The sequence below is a fragment of the Streptomyces sp. NPDC059454 genome (assembly GCF_042749965.1).
Lineage (GTDB): Bacteria > Actinomycetota > Actinomycetes > Streptomycetales > Streptomycetaceae > Streptomyces.
This window is the reverse complement of record NZ_JBHYVC010000008.1, coordinates 51,875-67,297: the sequence shown is the minus strand read 5'-3', so window position 1 is coordinate 67,297 and position 15,423 is coordinate 51,875. Positions and strand designations below refer to the sequence as shown.

Annotated in this window: 14 protein-coding genes; 5 read left to right on the top strand and 9 right to left on the bottom strand. The window is 71.6% G+C overall.

Annotation, left to right across the window (positions count from 1 at the left end):
• Nucleotides 1-18 precede the first annotated feature (18 nt).
• Nucleotides 19-1,185 (top strand): serine hydrolase domain-containing protein, encoded by a 1,167-nt coding sequence (locus tag ACFXAE_RS08155; protein WP_384709814.1) that lies wholly within the window; start codon nt 19-21, stop codon nt 1,183-1,185.
• Nucleotides 1,186-1,188: 3 nt separating this feature from the next.
• On the opposite strand, the gene ACFXAE_RS08150 is transcribed toward ACFXAE_RS08155, so the two are convergent.
• Nucleotides 1,189-1,464 (bottom strand): DUF1876 domain-containing protein, encoded by a 276-nt coding sequence (locus ACFXAE_RS08150; protein ID WP_384709811.1) that lies wholly within the window; start codon nt 1,462-1,464, stop codon nt 1,189-1,191.
• A gap of 65 nt (nt 1,465-1,529) precedes the next feature.
• On the opposite strand from ACFXAE_RS08150, the gene ACFXAE_RS08145 reads away from it, so the two are divergent.
• Entirely contained in the window at nt 1,530-1,673 is a 144-nt protein-coding gene (locus ACFXAE_RS08145) for a type II toxin-antitoxin system RelE/ParE family toxin (protein ID WP_384709808.1), read from the top strand.
• 95 nt (nt 1,674-1,768) lie between these two features.
• On the opposite strand, the gene ACFXAE_RS08140 is transcribed toward ACFXAE_RS08145, so the two are convergent.
• The gene (locus ACFXAE_RS08140; protein WP_384709805.1) at nt 1,769-3,976 is read right to left on the bottom strand and encodes an MMPL family transporter; all 2,208 of its coding nucleotides are present in this window, start codon (nt 3,974-3,976) and stop codon (nt 1,769-1,771) included.
• Nucleotides 3,977-4,076: 100 nt separating this feature from the next.
• Nucleotides 4,077-4,676 (bottom strand): TetR/AcrR family transcriptional regulator, encoded by a 600-nt coding sequence (locus ACFXAE_RS08135; RefSeq protein WP_384709802.1) that lies wholly within the window; start codon nt 4,674-4,676, stop codon nt 4,077-4,079.
• A 174-nt stretch (nt 4,677-4,850) separates the two neighbouring features.
• Here ACFXAE_RS08135 and ACFXAE_RS08130 point away from each other — a divergent pair, with 174 nt between their 5' ends.
• A complete protein-coding gene (locus ACFXAE_RS08130; RefSeq protein ID WP_384709799.1) occupies nt 4,851-8,105 on the top strand; it encodes a S41 family peptidase in 3,255 nt (1,084 codons plus the stop codon).
• A 97-nt stretch (nt 8,106-8,202) separates the two neighbouring features.
• On the opposite strand, the gene ACFXAE_RS08125 is transcribed toward ACFXAE_RS08130, so the two are convergent.
• The 4 genes from ACFXAE_RS08125 to ACFXAE_RS08110 all read right to left on the bottom strand — a co-directional run bounded on the left by ACFXAE_RS08125 (nt 8,203) and on the right by ACFXAE_RS08110 (nt 11,787).
• Nucleotides 8,203-8,382, bottom strand: a complete 180-nt coding sequence (locus ACFXAE_RS08125; RefSeq protein WP_384709796.1) for a hypothetical protein — start codon at nt 8,380-8,382, stop codon at nt 8,203-8,205.
• Nucleotides 8,383-8,459: 77 nt separating this feature from the next.
• A complete protein-coding gene (locus tag ACFXAE_RS08120; RefSeq protein ID WP_384709793.1) occupies nt 8,460-9,344 on the bottom strand; it encodes an SDR family oxidoreductase in 885 nt (294 codons plus the stop codon).
• Nucleotides 9,341-10,270, bottom strand: coding sequence for an alpha/beta fold hydrolase (locus ACFXAE_RS08115; RefSeq protein WP_384709790.1), 930 nt, complete (start codon nt 10,268-10,270; stop codon nt 9,341-9,343). Before ACFXAE_RS08115 ends, ACFXAE_RS08120 begins: the two co-directional genes overlap by 4 nt.
• A complete protein-coding gene (locus ACFXAE_RS08110) occupies nt 10,267-11,787 on the bottom strand; it encodes a flavin-containing monooxygenase (protein ID WP_384709787.1) in 1,521 nt (506 codons plus the stop codon). Before ACFXAE_RS08110 ends, ACFXAE_RS08115 begins: the two co-directional genes overlap by 4 nt.
• A gap of 178 nt (nt 11,788-11,965) precedes the next feature.
• Between ACFXAE_RS08110 and ACFXAE_RS08105 the strand changes: the two genes are divergently transcribed.
• Nucleotides 11,966-12,586, top strand: coding sequence for a MerR family transcriptional regulator (locus ACFXAE_RS08105; RefSeq protein WP_384710123.1), 621 nt, complete (start codon nt 11,966-11,968; stop codon nt 12,584-12,586).
• Between the two features lie 6 nt (nt 12,587-12,592).
• Here the strand turns inward: ACFXAE_RS08105 and ACFXAE_RS08100 are convergent, their stop codons facing one another.
• A complete protein-coding gene (locus ACFXAE_RS08100) occupies nt 12,593-13,396 on the bottom strand; it encodes an exodeoxyribonuclease III (RefSeq protein WP_384709784.1) in 804 nt (267 codons plus the stop codon).
• 50 nt (nt 13,397-13,446) lie between these two features.
• Here ACFXAE_RS08100 and ACFXAE_RS08095 point away from each other — a divergent pair, with 50 nt between their 5' ends.
• Nucleotides 13,447-13,923, top strand: coding sequence for a GNAT family N-acetyltransferase (locus tag ACFXAE_RS08095; protein WP_384709781.1), 477 nt, complete (start codon nt 13,447-13,449; stop codon nt 13,921-13,923).
• A gap of 1,062 nt (nt 13,924-14,985) precedes the next feature.
• Here ACFXAE_RS08095 and ACFXAE_RS08090 read toward each other — a convergent pair.
• Nucleotides 14,986-15,312, bottom strand: coding sequence for a 4-oxalocrotonate tautomerase family protein (locus tag ACFXAE_RS08090; protein WP_384709779.1), 327 nt, complete (start codon nt 15,310-15,312; stop codon nt 14,986-14,988).
• Between the last annotated feature and the right edge of the window lie 111 nt (nt 15,313-15,423).

Sequence of the window (15,423 nt, the reverse complement as noted above, 5' to 3'; positions counted from 1 at the left end):
GGAAGGACCGACAGGAACGTGGGCGTCGACGTGCACGGCACAGTGGCCGAGGGTTTCGAGCCGGTCGGGGAGGCGTTCGCGCGGAACTTCGAGGTGCTCGGGGACCGGGGCGCCGCCGTCGCCGTGTACCGGGACGGACGCAAGGTCGTCGACCTGTGGGCCGGGGTGCGGGACGTCGACGGCACCGAGCCCTGGCGGCGGGACACCGCGCAGGTCGTGCGCTCGGCGACCAAGGGCGTCGCCGCCGCCGTGCTCCTGCTGCTGCACCAGCGCGGCGAACTGGACCTGGACGCCCCGGTCGGCCGGTACTGGCCGGAGTTCAAGGCGCACGGCAAGGAGCGGCTGCTGGTCCGGCACGTGCTGAACCACCGCGCCGGGCTCCCGGTCCTGGACCGTCCGCTCACCTTGGACGAGGCGGCCGACCCGGTACGGGCCGCCGAGGCCCTCGCCGCGCAGGCTCCCGTGTGGGAGCCGGGCACCGACCACGGCTATCACGCGCTGACCTACGGCTGGCTGGTCGACGAGCTGGTGCGCCGCGTGACCGGCCGTGGGTCCGGCGAGTGGATCGCGTCGGAGATCGCCGGCCCGCTGGGACTGGACCTGTGGGTGGGGCTGCCGGACGCGCGGGCCCACCGCGTCGGCACGGTCGGCAGGATCGAGGGCCCCGAGCCGTCCGGGACGCTCCGCGCCCGCCCCAAGCGCTCGGTCGCCGACGCCTACGCCGACCCGTCCTCCCTCACCCGCCGCGCCTTCGCGGCGATCACGCCCTTCCCGGACCAGAACGACCCGGTGTTCCGCGCGGCGGCCCTGCCCGCCGCGGGCGGGATCGCGACGGCGGACGGGCTGGCCCGCTTCTACGCGTCACTGATCGGCCCGGTCGACGGCGTACGCCTCCTCGACCCGGCCACCGTCGCACTCGCCCGCGCCGAGGAGTCGGCGGGCCCCGACCGGGTGCTGGTCGTCAGCACCCGCTTCGGGCTCGGCTACATGCTGCACGGCGGCGCCTCCCCCCTCCTGGCCCCGGGCTCCTTCGGTCACCCCGGCCGCGGCGGCTCCCTCGGCTTCGCCGACCCGGAGTCGGGCGTCGCCTTCGGCTATGTCACCAACGGCTTCCGCAGGACGGTGACGGCGGATCCCAGGGCCCAGGCGCTGATACGGGCGGTACGGCAGGCCCTGACGGCCTAGGTCCTAGACGTGGATCGGGTGCGAGATGCGGCCCGACGCGTCGTCGATCTCACCGTGCGCCTTGGTGAGCATCTGCATGGCGAGCTCGTTCAGCGCGCGTGCGCCGGCGATCTCCTCCCCGACCCGTGGCTGATTGGAGTCGGTGTGGTGCCGGCTCGCGTGACCGTGGGCCCGTACCTCGGTCCCGTCGGGCAGCCGGACCATCGCGGCGGCGCGCGTCTGCCGGTCGTCCTCCTCGAACTCCAGGTCCACGTGCCATCCCACTGCGGTGTGCGTCATGACGATCACCTCCGGAATTCCTCTCATTCCAGGGTGCCCCCCGTACCGCGCCCACGCACCCGCCCGTGTCCGACAGAGACGTGGCGGTCGGCTCAGGCCACGGTGTACTCCGTGTCGGCGATTACCGCGTCATCTACACGGTGGACAACGGAGAGTTGACGGTCCGGGTCGTTCACGTCGGACATCGCTCCACGGTATACGGCACCTGACGCGGGGTCCCGAAACTCCCGCAGAAGGAAGCCGGTGAGGGCGCCCCGTCCCCACGGAGCCCTCACCGGCTGGTTCTGCGTACTCGTTCAGGCCGTCAGGCCCGGACGAGTTCCCGGTCCTCGTCCTTCCGGTCGCCCTCCGTGCGCAGGCCCTCGCCCTCGACGTCCACGTTGGGCAGGGCGCGGTCCAGCCACTTCGGCAGCCACCAGGCCTTCTCGCCGAGCAGGGCCAGCACCGCCGGGACGATCGCCATGCGGACGACGAACGCGTCGAAGAGGACGGCGACCGCGAGGCCGAAGCCGATCATCTTGACCATCGAGTCGCTGGAGCCGATGAAGCCGGAGAAGACCGCCATCATGATGACCGCCGCCGCGGTCACCACCCGCGCGCTGTACTTGAAGCCGGTCACCACGGCCTGGGCGGGCTTCTCGCCGTGGACGTAGGCCTCCCGCATCCGGGTCACGAGGAACACCTCGTAGTCCATGGCCAGTCCGAAGACCACGCCGACCATGAAGATCGGCATCATCGACATGATCGGGCCGGTCTCCTCGACGCCCATCAGGCCGGACAGCCAGCCCCACTGGAAAACCGCGACGACCGCGCCGAGGGCCGCCATGACGGACAGCAGGAAACCGAGGGCCGCCTTCAGCGGGACCAGGATCGAGCGGAAGACCACGATCAGCAGCAGGAAGGCCAGGCCGACCACCAGGACCAGATACGGCACCAGCGCGTCGTTGAGCTTCTGCGAGACGTCGATGTTCATCGCCGTGGCGCCGGTGACCAGGACGTCGGCGCCGGTGTCGGCCTGGATGTCCGCACCCGTGTCACGGATGTCGTGCACCAGGTCCTCGGTGGTCACCGAGGAGGGCTTGGCGTCGGGAACGACGGTGATCGTCGCCGTGTCGTCGGCCTTGTTGGGCTGCGCCGGGCTGACGTTCACGACGTTGTCGAGGCCCTTGATGTCGTCGGCGGCCTGCTTGAACACGGCCTGCGGGTCGTCGCTGCTCTTCGCGTCGACCACGACCACCAGCGGGCCGTTGAAGCCGGGCCCGAAGCCCTCGGAGAGCAGGTCGTAGGCGCGGCGCTGGGTCGTGGACGTCGGCTGCGAGCCGTCGTCGGGCAGGCCGAGTTCCAGCGAGGCCGCCGGGACGGCCGCGGCGCCCAGACCGACGACGCCGAGCAGCAGGACGGCCACCGGACGGCGGACGACGAAGCTCGCCCAGCGGGTGCCCATGTTGGGGCGCTGCGGCTTCTTCGCGGCGCGGCCACCGCCGAGCAGCTTGCTCTTCTCGCCGGCCGGACGGACCCGGCGGCCCGCGTAGCCGAGCAGGGCGGGGATGAGGGTGAGGGCGATCAGGACCGCGAGGGCGACCGTGCCGGCGGCGGCGATGCCCATCTTGGTCAGCATCGGGATGTTGACGACCGACAGGCCCACCAGGGCGATCACGACGGTCAGGCCGGCGAAGACCACCGCGGAGCCCGCCGTGCCGACGGCCCGGCCGGCCGCTTCCTCGCCTGCGCGGCCCTCGGCCAGTTCGGCCCGGTAGCGGGAGACGACGAACAGCGCGTAGTCGATGCCCACCGCGAGGCCGATCATGCTGGCCAGGATGGAGGTGGTGGAGCCGAGGTCCAGCGCGCCGGCCAGCGCGGTGATGCCGGCGACGCCGATGCCGACGCCGATGACGGCGGTGAGCAGCGGCAGCCCGGCCGCGAGCAGCGAGCCGAAGGTGATGACGAGGACGACCGCGGCGACGCCGATGCCGATGATCTCGGCGGTTCCGGTGTGCGGGACGGCCTGGAGGGCGTCACCGCCGATCTCCACGGTCAGCCCGGCGTCACGGGCGTCCTCGGCGGCGCCCTCCAGGGCATCGCGTGAGGAGTCCTCCAGCTCCATGCCGGAGACCTTGTAGCTGACCGAGGCGTAGGCGACGGTGCCGTCCTCGCTGACGCCGCCGCCCTGGTACGGGTCGGTGACACCGGCGACCTCGGAGCCGCCGCCGAGGGTGTCGACGGTGCTTTGGACGGTCTTCTTGTTGCCGGCGTCGGTCATCTTCTCGCCGGCGGGTGCCTTGAAGACGACGCGTGCGGTCGCTCCGTCGGCGCTGGAGCCGGGGAAGCGCTCCTCCAGCAGGTCGAAGGCCTTCTGGGCCTCGGTGCCGGGGATGGAGAAGGAGGAGTTGCCGGCCGCCGGGGCGCCGACGGCGCCGGCGCCCGCGAGCGCCAGCAGCGCCACCCAGAAGAGGGTTACGAGATGCCGTCGCCTGAAGGCGAACCGGCCGAGTCGATAGAGGAAAGTGGCCACGAGGGCGTACTCCCGGTCAGGTCGTGGTTGCTTCGGGGCAGGGGTGATCAGCCCGACGACGTGAGCGGTGACGTCAGGTGGTGACTGGCTGAGGGGACGGTCAGTGAGTGGTCACGCCGAGGGCGGGGAGCACCACGGCGTCGATGTACGAGGTGAGGAACTGCTGCGTGGGCGGCAGGTCGTCGATCAGCGTCCGCGTGGCGAACGCGCCGACGAGCATGTGCACCACGTAGTCCAGCGCCGGGTTGTCGGGGCGGACCTCGCCCCGGTCGACCGCGCGCCGGATCATCCGCCGGAACCCTTTCATCTCCGGTTCGACCAGGAGTTCCTTGAACGCCTGGCGGAGATCGTCGTTCATGTGGACCGCCATGGCCAGCGCACGCATCAGCGCCGCGTTCTGTGCCATGGCGCAGTCGTCCTCACGTCTGACGACGGTGTGCAGGTCACCGCGCAGGGTGCCGGTGTCGACGTCGGCGATGCCGCCGGGCTTCTGGCTGCGCATCGCTCTCACCACCAGCTCGGCCTTGCCGCCCCACTGGCGGTAGAGGGTGGCCTTGCTGGACCGGGTGCGGGCGGCCACGGCGTCCATGGTGACGGCGTCGTAGCCGACCTCGCGGAGCAGGTCGAGCACGGCCCCGTACAACTCGGCCTCGCGCTCGGGGGTGATCCGGCTTCGGCGCGTCGTCACTGCTTCGCTCATACCGTTCACCCTTCCGCTCCGGTGTCCACCCTGTCAAAGAAACGACACGGTTTCGTACAAGACGAAGGTACTCCACCCTCTAGCGAAACGAAACGGTTTCGTTCGTGGCTCGCGTCACAGTTGTCGGTTACTTATAAGTTGCCGGGCCCCGAACCCCGGCAAAGCATGGGAAAGGTGAGCTATCTGCGCCTGCCGCACCTCAAGGACGACCTGCTGTGCTTCGTGGCCGAGGACGACCTCTGGCTCGCCCCGCTGGACGGCCCGGGCCGCGCCTGGCGGCTCACCGTCGACCGCACCAAACTCGGCCACCCCCGCTTCTCCCCCGACGGCCGCCACATCGCGTACACGAGCTGGCGCAGCCTCGACCCCGAGGTGCACCTCGTCCCGGTGGACGGCGGACCCGGCCGGCGCCTCACCTACTGGGGCAGCTCCGACACCCGGGTCTGCGGCTGGGCGCCCCCCGACGACGACGGCCACGCCGAGATCCTCGCCGTCGCCTCGCACGGCGAGCCCTTCTCGTACTTCACCTGGGCCTACAAGCTCGCCTGCGACGGCAGCCCCGGCCGCAAACTGCCCTGGGGCCCGGTCTCCGACATCCAGGTCGCCGACCTCGCCGGGGAGCGCAGGTCGCTGCTGCTCACCGGCACCCCGCCGCACGAACCGGCCTCCTGGAAGCGCTACCGGGGCGGCGCCACGGGCAGGCTGTGGCTGCACGGGCACCGGCTCCTCGACGGACTCGACGGCCATCTGCACTCCCCGATGTTCGTCGCCGGCCGGATCGCCTTCCTCTCCGACCACGAGGGCGTCGGCAACCTGTACTCGTGCGCGTACGACGGCTCCGGCCTGCGCCGCCACACCGATCACGACGCCTTCTACGCCCGGCACGCCGCCAGTGACGGCACCCGGGTCGTCTACCAGTGCGCCGGCGACCTGTGGATCGTGGACGACCTGTCCGCCGGCGCCGCCCCGCACCGTCTCGACGTGACGCTGAGCGGGCCGCGCTCCGGGCGGCGCTCCTACCAGGTGCCCGCCGCCCGCCACCTCGACGGCATCTCGGTCGACGAGACCGGCCGCGCGAGCGCCGTCGTCGTACGCGGCAGCCTGTACTGGCTCACCCACCGCGACGGTCCCGCGCGCACCCTCACCGACACCCCGGGCGTACGGGTCCGGCTGCCGGAGATGCTCGGCGCGGGCGACCGGGTGGCGTACGTGACGGACGCCGAGGGCGAGGACGCGATCGAGATCGCCTCCCTGCCCCGGGCCACCGGCCAGCGCGCCCCCCGGCGGCTGGCCGCCGGGAAGCTGGGCCGGGTGCTGGAGACGGTGGCCGACCCGGAGGGGCAGCGGCTGGCCGTCGCCGCGCACGACGGGCGGCTGCTGCTGGTCGACACCGACGAGGAGAGCCGGGGGGAGGTCACCGAGCTGGTCCGCTCCCGCAACGGGCCCGTGCGCGACCTCGCCTTCTCCCCGGACGGGGCGTGGCTGACCTGGTCCCATCCCGGGATCGGGCGGTCGCTGCGGCAGATCAAACTCGCCCGGATCAAGGACCGGACGGTCATCGACGTCACCAACGGCCGCTTCGAGGACGAGAACCCGGTCTTCACCCGGGACGGCCGCTATCTCGCCTTCCTGTCCTGGCGCGGCTTCGACCCGGTGTACGACGTGCACACCGGCGACCTGTCCTTCCCGCTGGGCTGCCGCCCGTATCTGGTGCCGCTGTCGTCGGCGACCCCCTCCCCGTTCGCGCTGAACCCCGAGGGGCGTCCGGCGGCCGGGGGGCTGGACCCGGTCGAGCGCGAGGACGCCGAGGAGGGCGGCGAGGGCGGCACGGTGACCGTCGAGGCGGAGGGCCTGGAGAGCAGGGTCACCCCCTTCCCGGTGGCCGCCTCCAAGTACTCGGGGCTGTACCCGGTCGCGGGCTGCGGTCTGGTGTGGCTGCGCTGGCCGATCTCCGGCGCGCTCGGCGAGACCTTCGCCAACCCGAACGACGTCAGCGGCCGCCCGACCCTGGAGCACTTCGGCATCGGCAAGGCGAAGAAGTCCGAACTCGTCGTGGATCTGGACTTCTTCGCGGTCAGCGGCGACGGCACCCGGCTGGTCGTGGTCGACGAGGGCGAGCTGCGCGCGGTGCCCGCCACCGAGCCCGGCGACAGCGACTCCACGGTGTGGATCGACGCCCGCCGCATCCTGCACGAGGCCGACCCGGCCGCCGAGTGGCGCCAGGCGTACGCGGAGGCCGGGCGGCTGATCCGCGCCCACTTCTGGGAACCGGGCATGTGCGGCATCGACTGGGACGCGGTCCTGGAGCAGTACCGCCCGCTGGTCGAACGGGTCGCCTCCCCCGACGAGTTCGCGGACCTGCTGCGCGAGGTGCTCGGCGAACTCGGCACCTCCCACGCCTATGTCACCGCCGCCCGCCGCAACGAGGGGCCCCCGCACTACCAGCGCCGCCAGGGCCTGCTCGGCGCCAACCTCGTTCCCCGCGACGCCGGCTGGACGGTCAGGCGGATCCTGCCCGGCGACTCCTCCGACTCCCGCGCCCGTTCCCCGCTGGCCGGCACCGGCGTCCGCGAGGGCGCGGTCCTCACCCACGTCGACGGCCGCCCGGTGGACCCGGTCGCCGGCCCCTACCCGCTGCTCGCGGGCGCGGGCGGTACGACGGTGGAGCTGACGTTCGTCCCGGCGGAGGGCGCCGGCCCGCCCCGCCGGGTCGCCGTCGTCCCGCTCGTCGACGAGACCCCGCTGCGCTACCAGGACTGGGTCGCCAAACGCCGCGCGGTGGTGCGCGAGTTGAGCGACGGCCGGTGCGGCTACCTGCACATCCCCGACATGGGCGGCTCCGGCTGGGCCCAGTTCAACCGCGACGTGCGCATGGAGATGTCCCGCCCCGCGCTGATCGTGGACGTGCGCGGCAACGCCGGCGGCCACATCAGCGAACTCGTCGTCGAGAAACTGACCCGCACCATCATCGGCTGGGACCTCACCCGCGACGCCCAGCCCGTCTCGTACGCCTCCAACGCCCCGCGCGGACCGGTCGTCGCCCTCGCGGACGAGGCGACCAGCTCCGACGGCGACATGATCACCGCCGCGTTCAAACTGCTCCGGCTGGGCCCGGTGGTGGGCCAGCGCACCTGGGGCGGGGTGGTCGGCATGACCGGCCGGCACCGGCTCGGCGACGGCACGGTGATCACGGTGCCGATGAACGCGGCCTGGTTCGACGCGTACGGCTGGTCCGTGGAGAACGAGGGCGTCACCCCCGACCTGGAGGCGCTGCGCACCCCGCTGGACTGGGCCGAGGGCCGCTACGCGGTGCTCGACGACGCGGTGCGGCTCGCCCTCGACCTGCTGGAGACCAGCCCTCCGGCGACGCCTCCGACCTACCGCGACGTGCCCGACCGCTCCCGGCCGAAGCTGCCGCCCCGGACGTGAGAAGGGGCGCCCCTTCGCCATGGGGCACCCCTTCCGCTTCAGCGCATGACGCGTTCAGACGTCTTCAGCGGTCCTCGGACGTCCTCGGCACTCGACGTCAGGCGTCGTAGTCCTGGTCGATGCGCTCCTCGGACTCCCGCTGACGCCGCTGCTCGTCCATGTCCTCGTCCCGACGGCGGCCGCGGTTCTGCAGCTGCTCCTTGCCCTGCTGGGCACGCTGCTTGGCCTGCTGCTGGAACTGCTCGGACTTCTCCTGGAACTGGTCCTTCATACCCATGTGGGTTCACTCCCGTTGTGGGGTGGGGGGAACTTGCCCGACCAGATTCACACGGCCCGTCACCCCACGCATGTCGATCAGTCACGGACCGTGTTCCGGTGCTGCTCATCGGCGTTGCCGCCCGCCCCGACCAACCCCGGGCGGACGCCCGCGAGCCGGTCGCCGAACCGCCGCATCTCCCGCTGTCCCACGGTCCCGATGACCGCGGGCAGGTAACCGCGCACGCCCTGCATCCCGCGCAGCCACCACTGCCCGTACACGTGGCTCGCCCGCCGCTCGATGCCGGCCACCAGCCGGTCCACGGCCGGGCCCAGCGGATAGGTCTTGTTGGACGGCCACGGCAGCCGCTGCCGCAACTCCCGCATCACGTCGTCCTGGTCGGCCCCGCGCACCATGTCGGTGTCGGTCCACGACAGGTACCCGACGCCCACCTTCACGCCCCGGTACCCGACTTCGGCCCGCAACGCGTGCGCGTACGCCTCCACACCGGACTTGGAGGCGCAGTACGCCGTCATCATCGGCGCCGGGGTGATCGCGGCGAGGGAGGCGATCTGGAGCAGATAGCCGCGGCTCTCGGCGAGCAGCGGCAGGAACGCCCGCGCGGTGACCGCCGATCCGATCAGGTTCACCTCGATCACCCGCCGCCAGGACTCCGGATCGGATTCGGTGAACGGACCGCCCGTCGCCACACCGGCGTTGGCGACCACGATGTCGACCCGGCCGAACCGCTCCCGGACCTCCCCGGCGACCCGGGCCATCGCCTCGTGGTCGGTGACGTCCGCGTACCAGTGGCCGCTGTCACTGTGCAGCCGCGCGGAGACGTCCTTCAGCGCGTCCGGCTCCAGCCCGACCAGCGCCACCCTCACCCCGCGCGCGGAGAGTTTGCGCGCCAGCAGCTCCCCGACGCCGCGCGCCGCTCCGGTGACGACGGCGACCTTTCCTTCGAGACTGCCCCTGCTCATGCGCTCTCCTCGACGGCGGGTACGGCGGGTATGTGGGCGGCGGCCAGGGCCCGGATCTTCCCGGTGACCAGATCGGGTGCCTCGACCGGTGTCATGTGGCCGATCCCCGGCAGTTCGGTGACGCCGAGGCAGTGGGGCAGCGCGGCGGCGAGCGACCGGGCGTGCACGGCCGGGGTGAGCCGGTCCGCGCCGCCGGCCACGATCTCGACCGGTACGCGCAACCGGTCGAGTCCGTGGTCGAGGTCGAGCCCGTCGAGCACCCGCGACCAGGCGTGGCGCACCGCGCGGGGGCAGGCGTGCACGATGCGGGCGCACGCCTCGACCATGTCCGGGGCGGAAGCGGGGCCCATCGTCGCGTACTTGAGGATCCGGCGGGCGAGCGGTGTGACCGGTCCGAGCGGGGCCCGGGAGCCGAGGATGCGCCCGGTCAGCCGGGCCCGCACCCGTCCCGGCCGCAGCGGCAGCACCGTCGACTCGGCGACCAGCCGCGAACTGCCCGTGCTGCACAGCAGGACGGCGGCCACGTGCGCACGGAACGCGGGCCGGCCGGCGGCGGCCATCACCGTCATCCCGCCCATGGAGTGCCCGGCGACCACGGCCTGTTCCCCCGGCGCGAGGGTGGCGGTGAGAACGGCCTCGAGGTCGTCGGCGAGCGCGTCGGTGCTGCACGCCGGGCTCGCGGGGGTGCGTCCGTGGCCGCGCTGGTCGTAGGCGATGACCCGGTGGTCGGCGGCCAGTTCGCGGATCTGCGCCGCCCAGAAGGCGGTCGAGCAGGTCCAGCCGTGGGCGAGGACGACCGCGGGCGCCTGCTCGGGGCCGTGCACCTCGACGTGTAGCCGGGCGCCGTCGGCGGAACGGGCGGTCAGCTCACGGGCGGCGGCGGGCGGGGCGTACGGCCCGGAGGTGACGTGGGCGAGGCGGCTCACGCGGTCACCTCGGAGTTCTCCTGGGTGACCGGGTGGCTGGGGCGCGTCCGCAGAACGGCGTACTCGGCGAGGTCGACCCGCCGGGTCTCCCGCCGGAACTCACTCGTCGTACCGGGCCAGATGGTGGTGTTGCGCCCGCTCTCGTCGAGGTACCAGCTGGTGCAGCCGCCGGTGTTCCACACCGTGCGCCTCATCCGCTCCTGCACCCGGTGGTTCCAGGCGCGCACGGCGCCGGGGCGGGCGTCGAGGGCGACCCGGCCTCCCAGGACGTCGAGCTGGCGCATGTAGTCGGCCAGGTAGTTCAGCTGGGACTCGATCATGAGGATCATGGAGGAGTTCCCGAGGCCGGTGTTGGGCCCGATGACCGTCATCCAGTTGGGGAACCCGGCGGCGGCGGCGCCGCGCAGCGCCTGCATCCCGCCCGCCCAGCTCTCGGCGAGGGTCTTCCCCTCCGCGCCGACGACCCGCTCGGCGATCGGCATGTCGGTGACGTGGAACCCGGTGCCGAAGACGATCGCGTCGACCTCGGCCTCGCTCCCGTCGGCCCCGACGACGGTCGATCCGCGCACCTCGCTCAGCCCGCTCGCGACGACATCGACATTGGGCTGCGCGAGCGCCGGATAGTACGTGCTCGACAGCAGGATCCGCTTGCAGCCGATGCGGTAGTCGGGGGTGAGCCTGGCACGCAGGGCCGGGTCCTTGATCGCGCGGCCCATGTTGCGCTTGGCCAGCTGCTCGACGAAGCCGAGCTCGCCGGGATGTTTGGTGAACGCCTGGACCTGCAACTCCCTGATGCCCCAGAGCAGTCCGCGGCGCAGCTTGGTGGTGACGGGCAGCGCCCGGTGCAGGGCGCGCTCGGCACCGCTGATGGCCCGGTCGACGCGGGGCAGGACCCAGGCGGGGGTGCGCTGGAACAGCGTCAGCCGCGACACGAGCGGCTGGATGGAGGGCACGATCTGGATCGCGGACGCCCCGGTGCCGACCATGGCGACCCGCTTGCCGCGCAGGTCGTAGTCGTGGTCCCACTGGGCGGAGTGGAACACCTTTCCGGGGAAGGTGTCGAGCCCGGGGACGTCGGGGAGCTTGGGCTCGGACAGCGGCCCGGTGGCGGAGACGACGACGTCCGCGCTGAGATTCCCGCTGCTCGTCTCGATCTCCCACCGCATCCGCTCGCCGTCCCAGACCATCCGCTTCACCTCCGAGTCGAAGCGGATGTGGGGCCGCAGCCCGAAGACGTCGGTGACGTGCTCCAGGTAAGCGCGGATGTGCCGCTGCCCGGAGAAGGAGCGGGGCCAGTCGGGATTGGGCGCGAAGGAGAACGAGTACAGGTGCGACGGCACGTCGCACGCGCACCCGGGATAGCTGTTGTCGCGCCAGGTGCCGCCGACACTGCTCGCCCGTTCCAGGACGACGAAGTCGGTGATCCCCTCGCGCCGCAGCCGTACGGCGGCCCCGAGTCCGCCGAATCCGGACCCGACCACCGCCACTCGTACATGTCCGTGTTCGTGCTCGGCCATCCCGAAGCCTCCACGCATCGCTCAGAACTCCGCCAGTGAACACTGGCGCAATGGGGAGGGTAGAGCAGGCTCCGTACTGATGGGTAGGGGTCACGCGAGGAAAGTTACCGTCGGTACGTCCTAGGCTTCAGGCGTGGCAGAAGACAGCGAACGACTCGGTGAGCGGCGCGAGTACCGCATGGACGAGCTGGCCCGGCTGGCCGGCATCACGGTGCGCACGCTGCGCTTCTACCGCGAGCGCAAGCTGATCCCGCCACCGCGCCGTGAGGGCCGCATCGCCTGGTACGACGACCAGCATCTGTCCCGCCTGCGCACGATCACGGCGCTCCTGGAACGCGGTCACACCCTGAACGGCATAGCGGAACTCGCCGAGGCCTTCGACCACGGCCGCGACGTCGGCGACCTCCTCGGCATGGACACCCCCACCGAGGAGACCCCGGTCCGCCTCACCCCCGAGGAACTCGCCGACCACTTCTCCGGGGAGGTCACCCCGGAGAACCTGGCCGCCGCACTGGACCTGGGTTACCTCGGCGTCGACGGCGAGGAGATCGTCCACATCAGCCGGCGCCTGCTGGACGTGTCGTCGGCCCTGGTCCGCGAGGGCATCCCGCTCGGGGAGGTGCTCCGCACCGGCGCCGAGGTCCGCACCCACGCCGACGCGCTGGCCGACCTCTTCGCCGGCCTGATCCTCCGCCACGCCCCGCAGGAGTCCCTCCACCGCCTGCGCCCGCTGGCCCGCAGCGTGGTGGAGGCGGAACTGTCCCTGGCCCTGGACCGGCGGCTGCGCAAGCGGGACTGACCGTCGCTAGTGGTCGAAGACCACCGTCACCGGAGCGTGGTCCGACCACCGCTCGGCGTGCGTGGCGGCGCGCTCGACACGGGCCTCGACCGCCCGTCCCGCGAGCCCCGGGGTCGCCACGGCGAGGTCGATCCGCCATCCGGTGTCGTTGTCGAAAGCCCGCCCCCGGTAGGACCACCAGGAGTACGGCCCGTCCACGTCCGGATGCAGGGCCCGCACGACGTCGACGTACCCGCCGTCGTCCGGATCGAGCACCTGGGACAGCCACTCCCGCTCCTCCGGCAGGAACCCGGAACTCCTGGTGTTCCCGCGCCAGTTCTTGAGGTCGGCCTTCTCATGGGCGATGTTCCAGTCCCCGCAGACCACGACCTCCCGCCCGTCGGCGGCGGCCCGCTCGCGCAGGGCCCTGAGGTAGACCAGGAACTGGTCCATGAACCGGACCTTCTCGTCCTGCCGCTCGGTCCCGACCTCCCCGGACGGCAGATACAGCGAGGCGACGGTCACCCCGGGCAGATCGACTTCCACGTACCGCCCGCTGTCGTCGAACTCGTCCGACCCGAACCCCACCTGGACCCGGTCCGGCTCACGCCGGGTGTACAGCGAAACCCCCGCACGCCCCTTGGCGGCGGCGGGAGCGTGCACGACGTGCCATCCCTCGGGCTCCCGCACCTGCTCCGGCAGCTGCTTCGCCTCCGCCCGCACCTCCTGCAGGCACAGCACATCGGCGGAGGTCCCGGCCAGCCACTCCACGAAGCCCTTCTTGGCGGCGGCCCGCAGTCCATTGACGTTGACGGAGGTCACAGTGAGCATCAGGGCACGATACGGCACTCCAGGTCCGGGCGTGTTTTACGGTATTCGGCATGGAAATCCGCCCGGTCCCCTACGACCACCCCGACGCCGTGAAGCTGGACGCCGAAGTCCAGGCCGAGTACCACGTCCGCTACGGTGACGGCGGCGACGCCACCCCCATGGACCCGGCGGACTTCAGGCCTCCGAACGGCATCTACCTGATCGCGTACGACGAGTCCGGCGTCCCCGTGGCCTCCGGCGGCTGGCGCGCCCAGGACGCCAACGGCGAGGGCAACCGGGACGGCGACGCCGAGCTGAAGCGCATGTACGTGAGCGAGCAGATGCGCGGCCGGGGCCTGGCCCGCCGCGTCCTGGCCGCCCTGGAGGAGGACGCCCGCGCGGCCGGCCGCGTCCGCATGGTCCTGGAGACCGGCACGAAGCAGCCGGAGGCCATCGCCCTGTACACCTCCAGCGGCTACGAGCCCTGCGAGAAGTTCGGCTACTACCGCTTCCACGAGGAGAGCCGCTGCTACGCGAGAACGCTGTAGCGGCCGGCTCGCTCGGTCCAGGCCGAGCGGGAAGTAAGCCGTGTCACGAGACGTGCCGTAGGGCCGGCCGACCTCCACGGTGACCGGAGCCCTCCGTCCGCTCGGTTCGACGTGGACCGGGACGCCGCGCGTCTCGTCCACGCCGAGGGACCCCGGGCGAGCAGGACGAGAAAGAGGAACAGCGCGATCACGCAGCCGATGAGGCACCCCGATTCCTTCACGGCCGGGGACTCGCGGGGACCGAATGCGTATCCATGCCGGCCACGGTGGAAACCGGCCCTCCGCCCGATCGTGAGCGCGCGTACTCATCGATCGCTCCGGTGGTGCCGACGGCCACCCGGGTACGGGACGAAGCGAGCTCCGTTGCCCGATCGTCCCGGACCGGGCGCCGGACGACGCGGCGAGGTCGTGTCCCGCCTCACGGTGCAGGCGTCCTTGCTCGGCATGTTCCGGCGAACCGTGCGTCGTACGTGACCGGCTGCGCCACCCGGTGGGACACGATCTTCCGGGGGCTCATGACACCAGCCCTGCTGGAAACGTGAGCATCCGGCAGGTGAACGTAACTCACGCACTCACATGAGCGGCATGCGCACACCGGAGGCCGAAGTGCTCCCACTTTCCATGGAGCATGTACCTCTTGCCCCGTTGCCCCGTCTCACTCACTCGAGTCGTTTTCTCAACGAACCAAGTCGCTCGAGCTTCTGTCTCAGCGAACCTAGCCGCGCGGTCGTGCGCGCCGGGGGTTGGATGGCTGACCAGTTGCACCGGCATGACGGCGAGCGGGAGCGTCGTTCCTCCCTGACTACCCTCCCGGACTACTTCGTCCGCCTCGCGGATGACCTCGTCGTGGCCGTCGATGTCCGTGTGGACGAGCGGATCGAGCCGAAAGACGCTGGAGCATTCGAGGTGACACGCCTGGCTGTGCCCAGGCCGGGTGGAGGTGCGACCGGCCTGGGCACAGCCTGATGAAGCCAACGCGGAGACAAGGTGGAGTCCGTTCCACCTCAACTACCGCTGCTGATCCTGAGCCCAGCCGGCTCGTGAGGTGGCCCAAATGAAAGGTCACACGGTGAGGGTGCCTCCGACGAAGGTACGTTCTGGGGGTGACGCGACGAGTTCGACCATGGTGCCGGCGCGGAGGTCATCACCGACGACGCGCGTGATCGCGTCGGTGAGCACGGCGCCGAGGCGTGTGGTCGTCTGGGCGGCATCGGGGCGGTCGAAGAGGCCGGCGCGGACGCCCATGATCACCGAGGCGTTTGTGTCCACGGCCTTGCCGCCCTGCGCGAAACGGCCTGCGGGGACTCCGACCAGGCGGATGCTTACGAGGTCGCGGGCCCATTCGCCGTAGACGTCGGCAACAGCGTCGGTCAGTGCGGCGACGAGCATGGGTTCGTTCCCGGTCAGCCTGTTCTCTGGAAGGTGGACGGTCAGATGCGGCATAGTGGACCTCGTTCCCTTTGAATCCAAAGCCTTTACTTTTAAAGATATCTGGAAGAG